The organism is Escherichia sp. UTM R2 (genome assembly GCF_048593455.1).
GTDB classification, from domain to species: domain Bacteria; phylum Pseudomonadota; class Gammaproteobacteria; order Enterobacterales; family Enterobacteriaceae; genus Escherichia; species Escherichia coli.
The window spans coordinates 3,314,968-3,333,370 of record NZ_JBFWDY010000002.1; the positions used below are offsets into that span (position 1 = coordinate 3,314,968).

Annotated in this window: 16 protein-coding genes and 4 pseudogenes; 8 read left to right on the forward strand and 12 right to left on the reverse strand. The window is 52.8% G+C overall.

From position 1 onward, the window contains the following. The first annotated feature begins 59 nt into the window (after window positions 1-59). From allS to AB4H76_RS16925, 3 genes and pseudogenes are all read left to right on the forward strand, one after another. On the forward strand, window positions 60-986 hold the full coding sequence (gene allS / locus AB4H76_RS16915; RefSeq protein WP_000460145.1) for an HTH-type transcriptional activator AllS: 927 nt from the start codon (window positions 60-62) through the stop codon (window positions 984-986). 68 nt (window positions 987-1,054) lie between these two features. Continuing rightward, window positions 1,055-2,149, forward strand: coding sequence for a tRNA 2-selenouridine(34) synthase MnmH (gene mnmH, locus AB4H76_RS16920; protein ID WP_001157938.1), 1,095 nt, complete (start codon window positions 1,055-1,057; stop codon window positions 2,147-2,149). A gap of 115 nt (window positions 2,150-2,264) precedes the next feature. Continuing rightward, window positions 2,265-2,630: pseudogene (locus AB4H76_RS16925) on the forward strand (helix-turn-helix domain-containing protein); the annotation flags it as partial. Between the two features lie 58 nt (window positions 2,631-2,688). On the opposite strand, the pseudogene AB4H76_RS16930 reads toward AB4H76_RS16925, so the two are convergent. The 8 genes and pseudogenes from AB4H76_RS16930 to ybbA all read right to left on the reverse strand — a co-directional run. Beyond that, a pseudogene (locus tag AB4H76_RS16930) lies at window positions 2,689-2,784 on the reverse strand (hypothetical protein); the annotation flags it as partial. Window positions 2,785-3,150: 366 nt separating this feature from the next. Further along, window positions 3,151-3,324, reverse strand: coding sequence for a hypothetical protein (locus AB4H76_RS16935; protein WP_001297301.1), 174 nt, complete (start codon window positions 3,322-3,324; stop codon window positions 3,151-3,153). 56 nt (window positions 3,325-3,380) lie between these two features. Then, the gene (locus tag AB4H76_RS16940) at window positions 3,381-3,641 is read right to left on the reverse strand and encodes a hypothetical protein (protein ID WP_001320180.1); all 261 of its coding nucleotides are present in this window, start codon (window positions 3,639-3,641) and stop codon (window positions 3,381-3,383) included. Continuing rightward, window positions 3,622-4,308 (reverse strand): annotated as a pseudogene (locus tag AB4H76_RS16945) (RHS repeat-associated core domain-containing protein); the annotation flags it as partial. The gene AB4H76_RS16940 and the pseudogene AB4H76_RS16945, both read right to left, overlap by 20 nt. A 23-nt stretch (window positions 4,309-4,331) precedes the next feature. Beyond that, complete coding sequence (locus tag AB4H76_RS16950; protein ID WP_000877768.1) at window positions 4,332-4,700, reverse strand: YbbC/YhhH family protein; 369 nt, start codon at window positions 4,698-4,700, stop codon at window positions 4,332-4,334. A 39-nt stretch (window positions 4,701-4,739) separates the two neighbouring features. Beyond that, the gene (gene rhsD / locus AB4H76_RS16955; RefSeq protein ID WP_088568441.1) at window positions 4,740-9,020 is read right to left on the reverse strand and encodes a rhs element protein RhsD; all 4,281 of its coding nucleotides are present in this window, start codon (window positions 9,018-9,020) and stop codon (window positions 4,740-4,742) included. Window positions 9,021-9,450: 430 nt separating this feature from the next. Beyond that, window positions 9,451-11,865 carry a putative ABC transporter permease subunit YbbP gene (gene ybbP / locus AB4H76_RS16960; protein WP_000561866.1) on the reverse strand — a complete coding sequence of 805 codons (2,415 nt, stop codon included), beginning with the start codon at window positions 11,863-11,865 and terminating at the stop codon, window positions 9,451-9,453. Next, window positions 11,862-12,548, reverse strand: a complete 687-nt coding sequence (gene ybbA, locus AB4H76_RS16965; protein WP_001110573.1) for a putative ABC transporter ATP-binding protein YbbA — start codon at window positions 12,546-12,548, stop codon at window positions 11,862-11,864. The genes ybbP and ybbA overlap by 4 nt, the downstream gene beginning before the upstream one ends. Between ybbA and tesA the strand changes: the two genes are divergently transcribed. Genes tesA through cnoX form a run of 3 tightly spaced genes read left to right on the forward strand, consistent with a single transcriptional unit; the run spans window position 12,519 to window position 14,856 of the window. After that, entirely contained in the window at window positions 12,519-13,142 is a 624-nt protein-coding gene (tesA, locus tag AB4H76_RS16970; RefSeq protein WP_001295836.1) for a multifunctional acyl-CoA thioesterase I/protease I/lysophospholipase L1, read from the forward strand. The genes ybbA and tesA overlap by 30 nt on opposite strands. Beyond that, entirely contained in the window at window positions 13,132-13,941 is an 810-nt protein-coding gene (gene ybbO, locus AB4H76_RS16975; protein ID WP_000148959.1) for an NADP(+)-dependent aldehyde reductase, read from the forward strand. Before tesA ends, ybbO begins: the two co-directional genes overlap by 11 nt. A gap of 60 nt (window positions 13,942-14,001) precedes the next feature. After that, on the forward strand, window positions 14,002-14,856 hold the full coding sequence (gene cnoX / locus AB4H76_RS16980; RefSeq protein WP_001300573.1) for a chaperedoxin: 855 nt from the start codon (window positions 14,002-14,004) through the stop codon (window positions 14,854-14,856). A gap of 62 nt (window positions 14,857-14,918) precedes the next feature. Here cnoX and fetB read toward each other — a convergent pair whose 3' ends face one another. Together fetB and fetA are read right to left on the reverse strand one after the other, a co-directional pair. Continuing rightward, the gene (gene fetB / locus AB4H76_RS16985) at window positions 14,919-15,698 is read right to left on the reverse strand and encodes an iron efflux ABC transporter permease subunit FetB (RefSeq protein ID WP_001295323.1); all 780 of its coding nucleotides are present in this window, start codon (window positions 15,696-15,698) and stop codon (window positions 14,919-14,921) included. After that, window positions 15,685-16,362, reverse strand: coding sequence for an iron efflux ABC transporter ATP-binding subunit FetA (gene fetA / locus AB4H76_RS16990; RefSeq protein WP_001157540.1), 678 nt, complete (start codon window positions 16,360-16,362; stop codon window positions 15,685-15,687). The genes fetB and fetA overlap by 14 nt, the downstream gene beginning before the upstream one ends. A gap of 145 nt (window positions 16,363-16,507) precedes the next feature. Here fetA and AB4H76_RS16995 point away from each other — a divergent pair, with 145 nt between their 5' ends. Together AB4H76_RS16995 and AB4H76_RS17000 are read left to right on the forward strand one after the other, a co-directional pair. Then, a complete protein-coding gene (locus tag AB4H76_RS16995) occupies window positions 16,508-17,425 on the forward strand; it encodes an SPFH domain-containing protein (protein WP_000904502.1) in 918 nt (305 codons plus the stop codon). Next, window positions 17,422-17,880: an NfeD family protein gene (locus tag AB4H76_RS17000; protein WP_000970323.1), complete on the forward strand. Its 459-nt coding sequence runs from the start codon at window positions 17,422-17,424 to the stop codon at window positions 17,878-17,880. The genes AB4H76_RS16995 and AB4H76_RS17000 overlap by 4 nt, the downstream gene beginning before the upstream one ends. Here the strand turns inward: AB4H76_RS17000 and cueR are convergent, their stop codons facing one another. Next, window positions 17,881-18,288, reverse strand: a complete 408-nt coding sequence (gene cueR, locus AB4H76_RS17005) for a Cu(I)-responsive transcriptional regulator (RefSeq protein ID WP_001026747.1) — start codon at window positions 18,286-18,288, stop codon at window positions 17,881-17,883. It lies immediately after the preceding gene. After that, a pseudogene (locus AB4H76_RS17010) lies at window positions 18,285-18,382 on the reverse strand (hypothetical protein); the annotation flags it as partial. The pseudogene AB4H76_RS17010 and the gene cueR, both read right to left, overlap by 4 nt. Between the last annotated feature and the right edge of the window lie 21 nt (window positions 18,383-18,403).

Here is an 18,403-nt window from a genome sequence, read left to right on the forward strand (position 1 = left end):
GATAAATCAGAGGATAAGAAAATCACGCAACTTGCGGATTTAAAAGGGGATACCTGAAGATGTTCGATCCAGAAACCTTGCGGACTTTCATTGCGGTTGCTGAAACAGGAAGTTTTTCAAAAGCGGCAGAACGATTATGTAAAACCACGGCGACGATCAGTTATCGCATTAAACTTCTGGAAGAGAATACCGGAGTAGCGCTGTTTTTCCGTACGACTCGCAGCGTGACGTTGACAGCGGCTGGCGAGCATCTACTTTCCCAGGCCAGAGACTGGCTGAGCTGGCTGGAAAGTATGCCAAGCGAGCTGCAACAGGTGAATGATGGCGTGGAACGCCAGGTGAATATTGTCATCAACAACCTGCTCTACAACCCCCAGGCCGTCGCCCAGTTGCTGGCGTGGCTGAATGAGCGTTACCCCTTTACCCAGTTTCACATCTCCCGACAAATCTATATGGGCGTCTGGGACTCGCTATTGTACGAAGGTTTTTCGCTGGCTATCGGCGTCACGGGAACTGAGGCGCTGGCAAATACCTTTAGTCTTGATCCCTTAGGATCGGTGCAATGGCGCTTTGTCATGGCGGCGGATCATCCGCTGGCGAACGTTGAAGAGCCGCTAACAGAAGCGCAGTTGCGGCGCTTTCCGGCAGTCAATATTGAAGACAGCGCCCGCACCTTAACCAAACGCGTCGCCTGGCGATTGCCAGGGCAAAAAGAGATTATTGTTCCCGATATGGAAACGAAAATCGCCGCCCATCTGGCGGGCGTTGGCATTGGTTTTTTGCCAAAATCGCTTTGCCAGTCAATGATCGATAATCAACAACTGGTCAGCCGGGTAATCCCAACGATGCGCCCTCCTTCGCCATTGAGTCTGGCATGGCGCAAATTTGGCAGCGGCAAAGCGGTAGAAGATATTGTGACCTTGTTTACCCAGCGCAGGCCGGAAATCAGCGGATTTTTAGAAATTTTCGGCAACCCACGCAGTTAAAAATCAAGTTTCCTTGCGCGTTGGCGCGTAAAATAGCGCGCAAGCTGATTTGAGGTTCACTTTTAACTATGCAAGAGAGACACACGGAACAGGACTATCGTGCCCTGCTGATTGCTGATACGCCCATTATTGATGTTCGCGCCCCTATCGAGTTTGAGCACGGCGCAATGCCCGCCGCTATCAATCTGCCGTTAATGAATAACGATGAACGCGCCGCCGTTGGCACCTGCTATAAACAGCAAGGCTCAGACGCAGCGCTGGCGCTGGGACATAAACTGGTGGCGGGTGAAATTCGTCAGCAGCGCATGGACGCCTGGCGGGCAGCGTGCCTGCAAAATCCGCAAGGTATTCTCTGCTGCGCCCGTGGCGGTCAGCGCTCACATATTGTGCAAAGCTGGTTGCATGCAGCGGGGATTGATTATCCGCTGGTGGAAGGCGGTTATAAGGCACTGCGCCAGACCGCGATTCAGGCGACTATTGAACTGGCACAAAAACCGATAGTGCTGATTGGCGGTTGTACCGGCAGCGGTAAAACGCTGTTAGTGCAGCAACAGCCGAACGGTGTTGATCTGGAAGGGTTGGCGCGTCATCGCGGTTCGGCGTTTGGTCGCACGTTACAACCACAACTTAGCCAGGCGAGTTTTGAAAACCTGCTGGCTGCCGAAATGCTAAAAACCGACGCCCGTCAGAATTTGCGCCTGTGGGTGCTGGAAGACGAAAGCCGGATGATCGGTTCGAATCACCTGCCGGAATGCCTGCGCGAGCGAATGACTCAGGCGGCGATTGCGGTGGTAGAAGATCCGTTTGAGATCCGTCTTGAGCGCCTGAACGAAGAGTATTTCTTGCGTATGCATCATGATTTTACCCACGCGTACGGCGACGAACAGGGCTGGCAGGAGTATTGCGAATACCTGCATCACGGACTTTCGGCGATTAAGCGTCGGCTGGGGCTACAGCGCTATAACGAACTGGCTGCAAGGCTGGATGCAGCACTGACAACGCAACTCACCACCGGCAGCACCGACGGTCATCTGGCCTGGCTGGTGCCGTTACTTGAAGAATATTACGACCCGATGTATCGCTATCAGCTTGAGAAAAAAGCGGAAAAAGTTGTCTTTCGCGGTGAGTGGGCGGAAGTGGCGGAATGGGTTAAGGCGCGGTAATGAGGGACGTATTTATATTAGTCGCGACTTGATCTGACACATGGCCTTGAAAGGTTGAGAGTTACCGGTTTTGATATGAGTGTCGAATCCTTATCCAAAACAAGAAGTAACTCTCATGCTTCATACTGCCAATCCCGTCATCAAACACAAAGCCGGTTTGCTCAATCTGGCTGAAGAACTCAGCAACGTATCAAAAGCCTGTAAAATCATGGGCGTTTCGCGTGATACGTTTTATCGTTACCGCGAACTGGTCGCTGAAGGCGGTGTGGATGCGCAGATTAATCGTAGTCGCCGCGCTCCTAACCTTAAGAACCGTACCGATGAGGCAACTGAACAGGCTGTTGTTGATTACGCCGTCGCTTTCCCGACACATGGTCAGCACCAGGCCAGCAACGAGCTGCGTAAACAGGGGGTTTTTATCTCCGACAGTGGTGTCCGTTCTGTCTGGTTACTCCATAACCTTGAGAATCTCAAAAGACGATACTGAACAAATTTTATCAGGTGACGTTCCGTAAAAAGTTGTATGGAGTTCTCGATGCAGTCGACGCGACTATCAGTACCCCCGCTGAACCCTGGACTATCGGGCCGCCGTACTGGGGCATGTCACCCTGGCGTGCCGCTGGTTTTCCGCTAATGGTTTATTTCCTCTTTCTTTCCCGGCAAGAATTTATTTTAATCCGGAAGGATTATTTATTTTCAGATAGGGACTCACATTAAACACGTAACATTTTAATTAATGCATGGCTGAATATGTATTACACAATGTCAGATATCGTAAAAGACCAGTGCAATTCTATGTAAACTCTCTGACTGTTCATTTTATTTGTTGTTTCAGGGTCGGAACTCACCCTCAATAAACAACTGAATACGAGTAGATATTCATCGTCTGAGCTATATGGCTTTACACAATAGCCGACATGTCTTTTCTCAGTCAGGAATTTTACTTTTCCTCACTACGAAGTTGACGACTTCGATATGGGATAGACTCTTAATTCAAGCAATTACTCTGCACAAGCATCAGGCAATCCAGCTCCAATATTTGTTATAAAATAATGCGTAACATTAATTTCACCAACAAAAAAAAGGTTTACACCATCCCCTTGCCCTGGTATCTTACCATATTTACACCACACTTTTTTTGTATCTGGATCATTCTTTGATACGATTTTCGCCACTTGTTCCCTGGCCCTCACTGTCAATGTTTTCTTAAACCTACCCCCATCATCATTTGTTAGGGAAAAATAAGAAAAAAATAATCATCTTCTACATTTGTGTATATTGATATATCCACCGCTACGTGCGGAAAAAAATCTGGGAGCCATGTAAAAACTCCATCATTTTCTGGTATTGCCATATAGTTTATGTAATGTTTACTTACAAGAGATTCATCTTTGTATAAATAAAGATAAGTAATTACGCATAAAACAACAATGATTATAATAGCAAAAATAAATATTATCATCTTTGATAGATTACTTGAGATAGCCAGCATCTTGTAAAGCCTTTATCGTTTTTTTATGCTCTGGATTAATATAATCACTACATCTATCTGAGCAATCTGTTGTTGATGGACATGTCAACCCATGGTCATTTACAGCCAAGTCTTTTTTATTATCTTCAATCATTTCAGAATGGGATAGCTTTACTTTTCTGCCGTACATACCGAACAGATTTAACCCGTAATCTCTAATCTCTTTTTCATAACCCAGCCCTTTCGCCGATCGGCTAACACCAGCGTCATTTAATTTAGACACTCGACAAAATGCCATACAATGGAAAAATTGATCAGTCCCACCTAAATTTAATCTCTTCATATCTTCATAAGTATCAGATAATATATCCCATGCTCTTTGATGGTTTAGTTGATCTTTTCTTCTTATTAGCGCTACATCTGCGGGACTTAACCCTAATGGATCAATACCATTCACCGGATTCAGCGGATACGCATACAGACTCCATCCCCCCTCCAGCCCTATCGGGTCCTGAGTGATATACCGCCCCTGCAACGGATCGTAGTACCGGTTCCGGTTGTAGTACAGCCCCGACTCCTTATCATACTGCTGCCCCGGCAGCCGGTACGGCTGGTGCAGGTGATGCGGGTTCTCTTCATTCAGCTGGTTGCCCCACTCATCATACTCCCCGCTCCACGCAATGTTTCCATCCGCATCCATCAGCGCCAGCATTATTTACTATGTAGGAAATTCAAAACACATCCATTTTTCTTATTAATTTCTATAATAAATACACCACCCGCAACTTCATAAGGTAACTTTGCTCCCTCAACAACCCAACTATCTGGTAGTTCCGTAATTAAATATGGTTTTTCTTCTTCTGCAATCCGTTCGCCATAGCGATACCTAACATATATTTCAGCTAATTGTATCGCCATTGTTTCAGTTTTTACCGTATTTTTAACAGAGTATTTATCTAAATGTAATTTTTCCACATACCTCATAAAAATAATGTTTTCATCAGAACCGTAAACAGCTGTCTCATTACAGGCAAATAGTATAAAAAATGAAAGCATCGAAAATATTGAACTATATTTCATTGAATCTCCTTATAGGCCCCACTAATAAAAGCACTAAAATTAATCATGATACGGTATGCATACTGAACTCAATCCCGGGACACTATTTCTGATAAAAATATATTCTCCTTTATTATTAAGCGCCTCAAATCGTCCATCAGGTGTTGCGAGATAAAATGCTTCAAGATTATTATCTTTACTTCTTACAAGATTTTTATCGCTACTTGAAAAAAATTCATCAACATAATCGCCATGACTATCTGCACCGTGAGTATGATAAGCAGCAACTCTATCTGTACCTGTGGGACATTTTCTTTTCAGAGGATATGACTCCTTTCTTAAATTATCAGTTTCTGCCTTAGATGCAAAATATTTTCCATTAGTATCTTTACAGACAATACCAGAGTATTCCATATCATTACATAGAGATCTATTCTGCGTTTCTTTCAAAGCATCTAACGCAGCATCTGCAGTACTATCAAATTTACTTGGTCCTATTATACGTGAAAGAACACCACAAACTCCCCCCGTACATGCTCCAGATCTGGCATCATCCCAAGTCTGCAATAATCCCATAGGGTCAATTTGTTGTAGTGGATTTAAAGGATACTGATATAAATTCCATCCCCCTTTCAACCCCATCGGGTCCTGAGTAATATACCGCCCCTGCAACGGATCGTAGTACCGGTGACGGTTATAGTACAGCCCTGATTCCTCATCATGCTGCTGCCCTGGCAGACGGTACGGCTGATACACATGATGCGGGTTCTCCTCATTAAGCTGGTTGCCCCATTCATCATATTCCGCGCTCCACGCCGTATTGCCGTCTTCGCTGATAAGCGCCAGCGGCAGTCCCCGGTGGTCGCAGTGATAAAGATGAGCTTTTCGCGCCGGTGTGTATTCCGGCTCCACCTGTCTGGCCAGTTGCTCCACCGTCAGCCCGCACTGCGCAAGCCACGCCCGGCTTTCACTGCTCACGCGGTCTGCCCGGATTTCTTCCTCCAGCCTGTCCAGCAGCCGCACCAGTTCAGCCGGGAACACCACGCCGTGGCCGTTCTCACTCCCTTCCTGCTGGAGCGTCTCTGCCAGGCTGCGCCGCTGCGCTTTTTCCCGCTCGCCGTTCTCTGTCTCGACCCGGATGAGCGGCGTGAAGCTTCCCGGCTCGTATACCGTCTGGATACGTGTGGTGTCAGTCTGCACCGTCGTCAGCCTGTCTCCGTCCCAGCCATACCACGTCACCTCCGGTTTACGCGACAGCGACATCCACCCCGTCAGGTCACGCTCCCGCCGCCAGACCCGTTTTGCCATTCGCCGTCCCAGCGGGTCGTAGAGGTAGCGGCTCTCGACCAGTGGCTCGCCATGCTGTATCCGCGTGTAGAACACCAGGCGGTGCTGGCTGTCGTAGTGGTAGTGGTGGGTCCGCTCGTCGTCCGTCCGTATCACACCCGCCGGGATGCGGTCCGTCTTCTCCGTCAGCCTGCCGTATTCATCGTGGCGGTAGACATAGTGCGCATCCTCCGCGATGCGGTTATCCGGCCACACTGTGAGTGTACTGTCCGGGTGCAGCTCCGGGTCCGGCAGCCGGTTGCCCGCCGGGTCCGTGGCATACGGGATGCGGATGTCCAGGTCTGGTGCGAGGGTGCGCACACTCTCCAGCCTGCCCGTGGCGCTGTAGCCGTATTCCCGCGTCTGTCGCGGGCCGCTGATGCGCACCAGGTCGCCGTTGTCACTCCACCCGTAGTCACGGTCATATACCAGGCTGTTCAGGTGCTGGCTCTGTAACTGGCCTGCGGGGGTGTATGTGCTGGTCAGTTCGTATGCGGCATTACTGCCTGCCATGCTGCCGAAGCTGCGCACCGTCTCACGGTGCAGCCTGTCCCGCGTATACTCGACCAGCGGCGTCCCGCCCAGCTTCATTCCCGCCAGGTAACCGCTGCCATACGTCAGCCACTCCACCGGCGGCAGGCTGTCCGGCGTGACGCGGTTTGCCAGCCCCTGCTCGTTGTATGCGTGTTTCGTCTCATGCTGCCACAGCAGTTCCCCCGTCTCCGGGTTCTCCACCGTCTGGCATTCGCCGGTCAGGCGGCCTTTATCGTCATAGCCATAGTGGACGGCAACACGGTGGCCTTCGCTCAGGTGGCTGATGTCTGTCAGCCAGCCGTGGCCATCATACTGCCACTGCTCTGCCGGTTCGCCGTTCACCGTGCGGTGAGTGATACGGTCCGATTCATCGTAGTACCAGAGGATGACAAGTCCCTCATCCTCACTCTGTGTGAGTTTTCCGGTCAGGTCATAATGATAACGTTGCGTCCGCCCGTCAAAGCCGCCCTGCTGTACCAGCCGGTCCAGCGCATCGTAACTGAAGACGCTGTGGCTGCCGTTCTCGTTGGTCAGGCTGATGACACGTCCGGCAGCATCGTACTCCATACTGCGCGTCAGCCCGCCCTGCGTGGTGCTGACCGCCTTTCCCCACGCATCGTACTGTGTCTCGCTCCGGTTGCCGTCCGGGGTGATAACGGCAGTCAGGTCGCCTGCGGCGTTGTATTCATACCGCGTTTCACGGCCCTGTGCGTCTTTCACCGAGGTTAACCGGCCACGGTTGTCATAGCGGCGGTAAAGGCTGATGCCTTCCTCGCGGTGGACCGCCGTCATCTGGCCGAAGCGGTCGTATTCATAACGGGTCTGGTAGCCCGAGCAGTCGGTGAACGCCAGCGACTGCCCGTAGCGGCTCCAGGTCATCTGCCGGGTGCTGCCCGTCGCATCCGTTGTCGTCGCCGGTAACTCACTGTGCGCGTCATCGTAGCGGTAGCGTACTGTCTCCCCGCTGCGCGATGTCTCCGATACCAGCCTGCCCGGTTCATCATATTCCCGGCGGCTCTCCAGCCCGTCCGGGGATACCACCGCCGTCAGCTGGTTCCCGTCGTTATAGTAAAATTTCGTCTCCCGCCCGTCCGGTGTGGTGATGTCCGTGATATCGCCGGACACCACATTCAGACCGTACTCTGTCCTCCGTCCCGCCGCGTCCGTCTGCGCCGTGAGCCTTCCTGCCGCGTCATACCCGCTGCGCGTGACGCTGCCGTCCGCCAGTTCTTTTTTCACCACCCGTTTCAGCCCGGCCCCGCCTTCTGTATGCAGCACCTCACGCCGGTTCAGGCTGTCGGTGACGGTGATGCGGTCCTGCTCATAAAGATAGCGGTAGCTTAACCCTGCCGGGTTCAGTTGCTCCACCACCCGCCCCGTATCGTCGTAGCGGTAGCGCATCTCCGGCCTTCCCGCGTAACGGTGCGCCACCATCCGGCCCGGGTGCTGCGCGTCATACGTGAAAGCGCGCACCTGCGTATTGCTGCGGTCATATACCGCCAGCAGTTCACCGGCTTCCGTATACGTGTACCGCACCAGTGGCGCAGCGGGCAGGCTCTCCGGGTATGCCGGGTCGTGCATCAGCCACACCGCCGAAAGGCGGATACCCCTGTCGGGGCCGTATTCGGTACCGGGCAGTGTGTCGGGGAACGCTGAGGCTGAGAGAGGGCGGGAACTGTCAGAAGAAGATAGCGAAGAGGTGCGGGCCTCTTCCGCACGCTGCGCCTGCGTGGTCAGCACCAGACGGAACTCCCGCCCGGCACCGTCCGTCACGCCGGTGATTTCCCCGGCCAGGTCGCCTGCGGCCTCACGCCGGTACGTCAGCGTCCGCCCGAAACGGTCTGCCAGCCCGGTAAGCACCCGGTACGGCGGCAGCGGCGCTGGCAGTACGTCCTCAGCACCCGGCACCCGCTCAGACCACCCCAGTATCCACCACGGCCCCTGTGCGCTGTTGGTCGCCAGGTAAAGATGCGGGCTTAACCGGATATCCGGCGGCAGCGCCCCCCACAGCCGCGCCAGCGTATGGCCGTCCGGCTGTGCTGCCTTACCACCGCGCACCAGCCACATTGACTCACTGCGGCTGTACACCGCCTCCCCCGGCAGCAGCGGCTCAAAGTGAATGCTCCGCCCGCCGTTGTCGTTGAGTATCAGTCCGTCATCACGTAGCTGTAAGCGGATATCAGAAGGCGCTTTCCAGCCGGGGCCGAAAACGCCCACCGGTGCAGGCGTCTTCGTCCGGTAGCTGCTGTAGGTGCGGGAGAGAATGAACGGCAGCGGGCCGGGCAGCGCAAGGTCCGTCTCGCCGGGCAGCACCTTCGCCCCCAGCAGCGGATTTACCGGGTTGCCCGAAGTCATCCCGCCCGGACACACCGAGCACGCCACGCCGGTGGGCGCGCCAATTCTTACACCTGCCGAACCCTGGACAATGGGACCGCCATACTGAGTCATATCTCCCTGACGCGCCGCTGGTTTTCCGCTCATATAAAGTGCCCTTTTAGTTATTGTTCATATCCCTGTGTTAGCAACAAAAAAAAATAAAATGACACACAAGACCAGCTAATGTATTTATATATTTTTCACATAAACTTATTTGTTCTCAATCAACAACAACTGTTATTACAGGTCACTTTCAATATTTTATTAAACTAACATTTTTAGCACAGATGAATTCATCATCAACAAATTCACTATATGGATAATATCCATTCAACGCATATGATTTATGATTTTATTAGTCTGAGTTATTTTTGTAGGGCTATATTTAAAATCAATAAACTCCACCGATTCAGATTAATATCAGCAATAGAAAGATAGGAAATCACCAATTCAATAACATCATCAATGAAACATATTGTAGAATTAATTTAAACAAGGCGTTCCATTCAACCAGAACGCCCCTTATTTACTCTCATCACCCCGCAAACTGCCTGAACAGCGCCTTACCCTTAACCAGTCGCGCACCCAGCCAGCCGCCGAAAAGCGACAGCAGCAGCGCTCCGCTGCACGGCAGAACAATCCACAATCGCCAGTCTGGCTCCCACGGAAAATCAAACACTTTCGCCTGCAACACTGCCAGTGCCGTTTCCGCACCAATTGCGGCCACCAGGCCGGAAACAAACCCAAGCATGGCGAACTCACACCACAACGTGGTACGCAGCAGTTTTTTCCCCGCACCGAGTGTGCGCCACACCACCAGCTCCTGATGACGCTGACGCATTCCCACCTGCACCTGTGCCAGCAACAGCAACATACCGCAGGCGGTGACCAGCACTACCATCACCTCCAGCGCCCGACTTACCTGCTCCAGCACCTGGCCGACCTGTTTTAAAATCGCGCCAATGTCTAACAGACTAATGGTCGGGAACTGGCGGTTGAGTTGCGTCAACATGCCGTTGCCATTCTCCCAGCGGAAACTGGTAAGCCAGCTCTGCGGTTGCCCGTCTAATGCCCCTTCAGGGAAAATAAAATAGAAATTAGGCCGCAGACTTTCCCAGTCCACTTTGCGCAGGCTGGTCACTTTAGCGCGGAACTCCTGGGTATCGCCCATAAAAGTCACGGTATCACCGAGGGCAACGTTTAAGCGTTTCGCCAGCCCCTCTTCCATCGACACTTCATCGGCTTTTGGCGGCCAGTTACCGGCGACAATCGGATTATGATCGGGCCGCGTATTTTGCCAGGTAAGATTGAGTTCGCGATTAAGCGCCTCATCTTCATTACCTTCTGTCGGCTTATCGTTAATCGCCGTCAGCCGCGCCCGCACTACCGGATAAAATGATTCCGGGACTATATGATGTTCCGCGAGGAACGCTTTTAGCGGTGCTACCTGTTCTGTGGCGATGTTAATTAAAAAGTAGTTCGGGCTTTCTGGCGGTAGCTGCTGCTGCCAGCGGTCGAGCAGATCGCCACGCAATACCAGCAACAGCGCCAGCAGCATAAAGGAGAGCGAAAATGCCGAAAGCTGACTTAACGTTGACCACGGCTGACGTAACAGGCGGCTAACCGCCAGGCGCAGAGGCAGCGATTTCAGCGTCATGCGGCGAAGTACATTCAGCAGCATCCAGCCCAGCACACCGCACAGCAAAGCCAGTACTACCGCGCCCGCCAGCACCGCCCAAAGCAGCATGCTGCCACCCATTAATCCGGCGAGCAGCAGCACAACCACCACACTGACAATCGGCAGATAAAACTTCAGCGGCCAGACGTTCGCTACCACATCATTACGTAATACGCGTAAAGGCTGCGTTGCCAGCAACAAGCGATATGGTCGTAGCCCCACCAGCAGCGAGATGACCGTCATGGTGCCAAGCGCCCACAGCCACGGCCAGAGGCTGGCTGGCGGTAGTGCAGCAGGCAGAACGGGCTTGAGCAGCACCATCAACACGTTTTCGAACAACAGGCCTATGGCCCCACCGGTAACGGCTGAAAGCGTCAGCACCATCAACCACTGACCGACGATTAGCTTACGCAGTTGCGCTCGCCCTGCCCCCAGCGTTTTGAGGATCGCCACCAGATCGTAGCGACTGCGACAGTAATGATTCATCGCTACCGCCACCGCTGCCACTGCCAGCAGCAAGGTCAGAAGCGCCGAAAGCAGCAGGAACTGTTGCGAGCGTTCCATCGATCGCCCCAGCGCGCCTTCGTCCTGTTCCAGACCGTACCAGCGTTGTTCGGGTTTAAGCTGAGGTAACAACCATTTCTCATAGCCGTCGAGCTGGTTCTCGTTGCCGCCGAATTTATAACGCCAGGTGACCCGACTCCCCGGCTGCACGGCTCCGGTTTTATCGACATCCGCCAGATTCATCATCAGACGCGGAGCCATCTGGAAGGGGTTAAAACCGGAATCCGGTTCCTGAATCACTTCTCCGGCAATCCGCAAGGTGGCATCGCCCACGTCAATGGTGTCGCCCGTTTTCAGGTTAAGCAGTGCCATCAGGCGTGGGGCCAGCAATACGCTGCCCGCCTGCGGTTTCAGGCCAGGGGGATTAGTTTGCAGATCGCCATACATCGGGTAGATATCATCCACCGCTTTGACGTTCGCCAGCTGCGGTGTGTCGCCTGCAAAGGTCATTGTGGCGAAAGTCAGCTGCTTGCCGACTTTCAGGCCGCGCTTTTGCGCTTCCTCCAGCCACGCTTGCGGCACTTCGCGTGAACTGCGCAACGCCCGATCGCCCGCCATAAACTCACGGCTTTGCTGGCTTAAGCCCTTCTCCATGCGATCGCTGATATTGCCCAGCGCCAGCACGCAGGCCACCGCCAGGCTTAGCGCCAGCCAGACAATTAATAGCGACGGCGAACGCCATTCGCGCCAGAACCAACGTGCAATCATGCTTCCTCCTGCAACTGCCCGTTCACCAGCCGTAAGCAGCGGTCGCAGCGTGCCGCCAGTTGCAGGTCGTGGGTCACCATAATCAACGTGGTGCCATGTTCACGGTTGAGGGAAAACAGCAGGTCGGCAATTTTATCGCCCGTCTGGCGGTCAAGGTTGCCGGTGGGTTCGTCGGCAAACAGCACATCAGGTCGACCATTAAAGGCTCGTGCCAGCGCCACTCGTTGCTGTTCACCGCCGGAAAGCTGTGCCGGAAGATGATCCAGACGTTTACCCAGCCCTAACTGTTCGAGCAACGCTTTCGCCCCGTTACGACTTTCCGCGCTACTCTCACCGCGCAGCAGAGCCGGAAGCTCGACGTTTTCCAGCGCGTTAAGGGTAGGAATTAACATAAATGACTGAAAAACAAAGCCGACGTGCTTCGCGCGCAACTTTGCCCGCGCTTCTTCGTCCATATTATGTAGCGGTTGTCCCACCAGACTCACTTCGCCACTGCTGCCGTCATCAAGCCCGGCGAGGATCGCCAGCAAGGTTGACTTACCCGATCCCGACTCGCCCACCAGTGCGATGGTCTCGCCACGTTTGACAACCAGCTCAACTCCGGTGAGGATGGAGAGTTCATGCTCCCCCTGACCGACGGACTTCTTAAGATGATGAACTTCAACAATGTTTTCCGCTGGCATTTGCCCTTCCTGTTCCTGGTCCTGTTAACCTTCCGTGCCGCCGCAGCGGACACGTTATTGATTCTGGGTGATAGCCTGAGCGCCGGGTATCGAATGTCTGCCAGCGCGGCCTGGCCTGCCTTGTTGAATGATAAGTGGCAGAGTAAAACGTCGGTAGTTAATGCCAGCATCAGCGGCGACACCTCGCAACAAGGACTGGCGCGCCTTCCGGCTCTGCTGAAACAGCATCAGCCGCGTTGGGTGCTGGTTGAACTGGGCGGCAATGACGGTTTGCGTGGTTTTCAGCCACAGCAAACCGAGCAAACGCTGCGCCAGATTTTGCAGGATGTCAAAGCCGCCAACGCTGAACCATTGTTAATGCAAATACGTCTGCCTGCAAACTATGGTCGCCGTTATAATGAAGCCTTTAGCGCCATTTACCCCAAACTCGCCAAAGAGTTTGATGTTCCGCTGCTGCCCTTTTTTATGGAAGAGGTCTACCTCAAGCCACAATGGATGCAGGATGACGGTATTCATCCCAACCGCGACGCCCAGCCGTTTATTGCCGACTGGATGGCGAAGCAGTTGCAGCCTTTAGTAAATCATGACTCATAAAGCAACGGAGATCCTGACAGGTAAAGTTATGCAAAAATCGGTCTTAATTACCGGATGTTCCAGTGGAATTGGCCTGGAAAGCGCGCTCGAATTAAAACGCCAGGGTTTTCATGTGCTGGCAGGTTGCCGGAAACCGGATGATGTTGAGCGCATGAACAGCATGGGATTTACCGGCGTGTTGATCGATCTGGATTCACCAGAAAGTGTTGATCGCGCAGCCGACGAGGTGATCGCCCTGACCGATAATTGTCTGTATGGGATCTTTAACAATGCCGGATTCGGCATGTATGGCCCCCTTTCCACCATCAGCCGTGCGCAGATGGAACAGCAGTTTTCCGCCAACTTTTTCGGCGCACACCAGCTCACCATGCGCCTGTTACCCGCGATGTTACCGCACGGTGAAGGGCGTATTGTGATGACATCATCGGTGATGGGATTAATCTCCACGCCGGGTCGTGGCGCTTACGCGGCCAGTAAATATGCGCTGGAGGCGTGGTCAGACGCACTGCGCATGGAGCTGCGCCACAGCGGAATTAAAGTCAGCCTGATCGAACCCGGTCCCATTCGTACTCGCTTCACCGACAACGTCAACCAGACGCAAAGTGATAAACCAGTCGAAAATCCCGGCATCGCCGCCCGCTTTACGTTGGGACCGGAAGCGGTGGTGGACAAAGTACGCCATGCTTTTATTAGCGAGAAGCCGAAGATGCGCTATCCGGTGACGCTGGTGACCTGGGCGGTAATGGTGCTTAAGCGCCTGCTGCCGGGGCGCGTGATGGACAAAATATTGCAGGGGTGAGTTGAAGCGCGCGCTTAAGCCCCCATGTCAAAGAAAATATCGACAACAGAGAGCGACTCCATGTCCGTAGAAAATATTGTCAACATTAACGAATCTAACCTGCAACAGGTTCTTGAACAGTCGATGACCACTCCGGTGCTGTTCTATTTTTGGTCTGAACGTAGCCAGCACTGTTTGCAGTTAACCCCAATTCTGGAAAGCCTCGCGGCGCAGTACAACGGGCAATTTATTCTGGCGAAGCTGGACTGCGACGCGGAGCAGATGATTGCCGCGCAGTTTGGTCTGCGTGCGATTCCGACCGTGTATCTGTTCCAGAACGGGCAACCGGTAGATGGCTTCCAGGGGCCGCAACCGGAAGAGGCGATCCGCGCCCTGCTGGATAAAGTGCTGCCGCGCGAAGAAGAGCTGAAAGCGCAGCAGGCGATGCAACTGATGCAGGAAAGCAATTACACCGATGCCCTGCCATTGCTGAAAGACGCCTGGCAGTTGTCGAATCAGAACGGGGAGATCGGCCTGCTGCTGGCAGAAACGCTGATTGCGCTGAACCGTTCTGAAGATGCGGAAGCGGTGCTGAAAACCATTCCGTTGCAGGATCAGGACACCCGCTACCAGGGGCTGGTGGCGCAAATCGAACTGCTGAAGCAGGCGGCTGATACGCCGGAAATTCAACAGTTGCAACAGCAGGTGGCGGAGAATCCAGAAGATGCCGCACTGGCGACGCAACTGGCGCTGCAACTGCATCAGGTTGGGCGCAATGAAGAGGCGCTGGAGTTGCTGTTCGGGCATCTGCGTAAAGATCTCACCGCCGCAGACGGTCAGACGCGTAAAACGTTCCAGGAGATCCTCGCTGCGCTGGGTACGGGTGATGCACTGGCGTCGAAGTATCGCCGCCAGCTGTATGCATTGTTGTATTGATATTCCGTTGATCGGCACATGAACCACAACGCCGGATGCGATGCTGCGCATCCGGCATCGCATCATTTCTTCTTCAATTGCGTCACCACCAACTGGTGGCGCGAATTATAAAACTTACGATAGGTTAAATAGCAGGCAATAATGGTCGACAAGCTGGCGGTTGAGAGCAGCATAAAGGTCACCATAATCTGATATTTAATCGCCTTCACCGGATCAATCCCGGCAAATATCAGCCCGGACATCATTCCTGGTAAACTCACTAAGCCAACCGTTTTTGCTGAATCGACCGTCGGAATTAAAGCCGCGCGAATACTGTCGCGAATCAATATCGCTGAAGCCTGCTTCGGCGTCGCACCAAGACTCAGTTTCTCCTGAATCTGTTGCTGTTCGCTAATGACCCGTTGCCCTAAATTGTTGTAACACAACCCCACCGCTACCATGGCGTTACCGGCAATCATCCCGGCGATAGGGATCACCTGCATCGGGATAAATTCAATCGACCCTGAGAGAATCAGCACCGCCAGGGTAATTCCCGCCCCGACCGTAATGGCAATAAACGATGAGATAAAAGCTTTAGCAATATATTTACTGCGTTTTTGCGCGTTCCACGCCGCATTAAAGCAGATAAATAACACCATCAATAATGTCAGGCTGGCATCATCCACGCTGAAAATATACTTCAGCACATAGCCGACAATAATCAGCTGAATTATCGCTCGCCCGACGCTCCAGAGAATATCTTTCTCCAGCGCCAGTTTTTCTTTATGGCTAATTAAGATTGCCACCACCACCAGCATTAATGCCAGTGCTAATGATTCGTTAGTAATATTATGCGAGTTCATAGCGTGCTTCCTGCATTTCTCCGGCATGCGGTTGCAGTGTAATCACTTTATCCGCATGATTAATTTCGTCTTTATCGTGTGTCACCCACAGCACGGCAATATTTTGCTCGCGCACATAACGATGGATCATCTCATTGACGTTATGTTTATTACTTTCATCCAGCGCACTGGTTATTTCATCCAGCAATAAAACCTTCGGCATAAATTGCAGGTTACGAATCAATGAGATGCGTTGTTTTTCACCACCAGATAGCTCGGCGATATTCTTCGTCAAAATGCTGTCCGGCAAGGCGAAGCGTTCGAGAAAATCGAGAAAAATGGCTGGGTCAGGCTGCCGGTTACGGATCTGCCAGGGAAAGATCAGATTATCGTATACCGTATCGCCAAACAGCGTCGGTGTCTGGGCGCAGTAAGAGACTTGTTGGCGGTAGATTTCTGGCTTTAGTGTGCTGACATCCTCACCTTCAAACAGTAACGTTCCGCTGGTTGGGCTGATCAATGAAGCAACTATTTTTAGCAGCGTACTTTTGCCACAACCAGAAGGACCGGTAATTAACTTAAATTCGCCAGCACGCAGCGAAAAATTGATGTTATTAAGAATCTTCGCATCACCCGCCAGATATCCTACGTTTTGTAGCTGAAGCAAAGGACTATTTTCCTGCATCGCTGTTCCCTTTTTCTGATTTTTACTAAAAACAGTTTATCCTTCGCAGGAATAAGGGGGAACTCTCTTTCAGTAATCAGGTATAATTTGTTTAATCAAGCAGCAATTTTGCTGATTATGGACGGTACAACAGGAGGTTTTTCCGATGCTTATCTTTATCCCGATTCTCATTTTTGTCGCGCTGGTCATTGTCGGCGCGGGTGTCAAAATCGTACCGCAGGGCTATCAGTGGACAGTAGAACGCTTTGGTCGCTATACCAAAACGTTACAGCCGGGGCTCAGTCTGGTGGTGCCGTTTATGGATCGCATTGGTCGCAAGATCAATATGATGGAGCAAGTGCTCGATATCCCTTCCCAGGAAGTTATCTCGAAAGATAACGCCAACGTTACCATCGACGCCGTGTGCTTTATTCAGGTGATTGACGCGCCGCGCGCGGCTTATGAAGTCAGCAATCTGGAGCTGGCGATCATCAACCTGACCATGACTAACATCCGTACCGTGCTGGGTTCAATGGAACTTGACGAAATGCTCTCTCAGCGCGACAGCATCAACTCACGCCTGCTGCGTATTGTCGATGAAGCCACCAACCCGTGGGGGATTAAAGTCACCCGTATTGAAATTCGCGACGTGCGCCCACCGGCAGAGCTTATCTCTTCAATGAACGCGCAGATGAAAGCGGAACGTACCAAACGCGCTTACATTCTTGAAGCGGAAGGGATCCGTCAGGCGGAAATCCTCAAAGCCGAAGGTGAAAAACAGTCGCAAATCCTGAAAGCGGAAGGCGAACGTCAGTCGGCGTTTTTACAGGCTGAAGCGCGTGAACGTTCCGCCGAAGCAGAAGCCCGCGCCACCAAAATGGTGTCTGAAGCTATCGCCTCCGGTGATATTCAGGCGGTGAACTACTTCGTAGCGCAGAAATACACCGAAGCGTTACAGCAGATCGGTTCCTCCAGTAACAGCAAAGTAGTGATGATGCCATTAGAGGCCAGCAGCCTGATGGGGTCGATTGCCGGGATTGCCGAGCTGGTGAAAGACAGCGCCAACAAACGGACTCAGCCATGATGGAGTTAATGGTCGTTCATCCACATATTTTCTGGCTCAGTCTCGGCGGTTTGCTGCTGGCAGCCGAGATGCTGGGCGGAAATGGTTATTTGTTGTGGAGCGGCGTGGCAGCGGTGATTACCGGCCTGGTGGTCTGGCTGGTGCCGCTGGGTTGGGAGTGGCAAGGGGTAATGTTTGCCATCCTGACGCTGCTCGCCGCCTGGCTGTGGTGGAAATGGTTGTCGCGGCGGGTGCGCGAACAAAAGCACAGCGATAGTCATTTAAACCAGCGCGGGCAGCAGCTGATTGGCCGACGTTTTGTGCTGGAATCTCCGCTGGTCAACGGGCGCGGTCATATGCGCGTCGGTGACAGTTCATGGCCTGTCAGCGCCAGCGAGGATCTCGGTGCAGGTACGCATGTTGAAGTCATTGCGATAGAAGGGATAACCCTACATATCCGAGCCGTCTCGTCTTAATCACCCTGCCCGATGATGACAGCAGCCGGAGAGATTTTCGATAATCGGGCAGTCGGCGCTGTCATCGCCAGGGCAGGCATTCGCCAGTGCCAGCAGCTGGTCGCGCATGGATTGCAGCTCCTCAATGTGTCGTTCGATCTCCGCCACCTTCTCCAGCGTGCGCCGTTTGACGTCGGCGCTGTGCCGCTGCGGGTCGTTAAACAGATTCACCAGCTCGCCGCTCTCTTCCAGGTTAAAGCCCACCTGCCGTGCCTGGCGCAGTAAGGTCAGTTCGTTGAGATGCTGCTGCGTGTAGGTGCGATAACCGTTTTCGCTGCGCATCGGCGGCGTCACCAGCCCCTTCTCTTCATAGAAGCGAATGGCTTTGCTGGTCAGGCCGGTAATTTTTGCTACATCGCTGATGTTCATCGTTCGCGCAACGCCTCCTGTGCTTTGTTAAAGGGTTTCAACAGATATTCAAGCACGTTTTTTTGCCAGTGCGAATATCGACCGCCACCACAATAATACAGGAAGTACTGCGCAC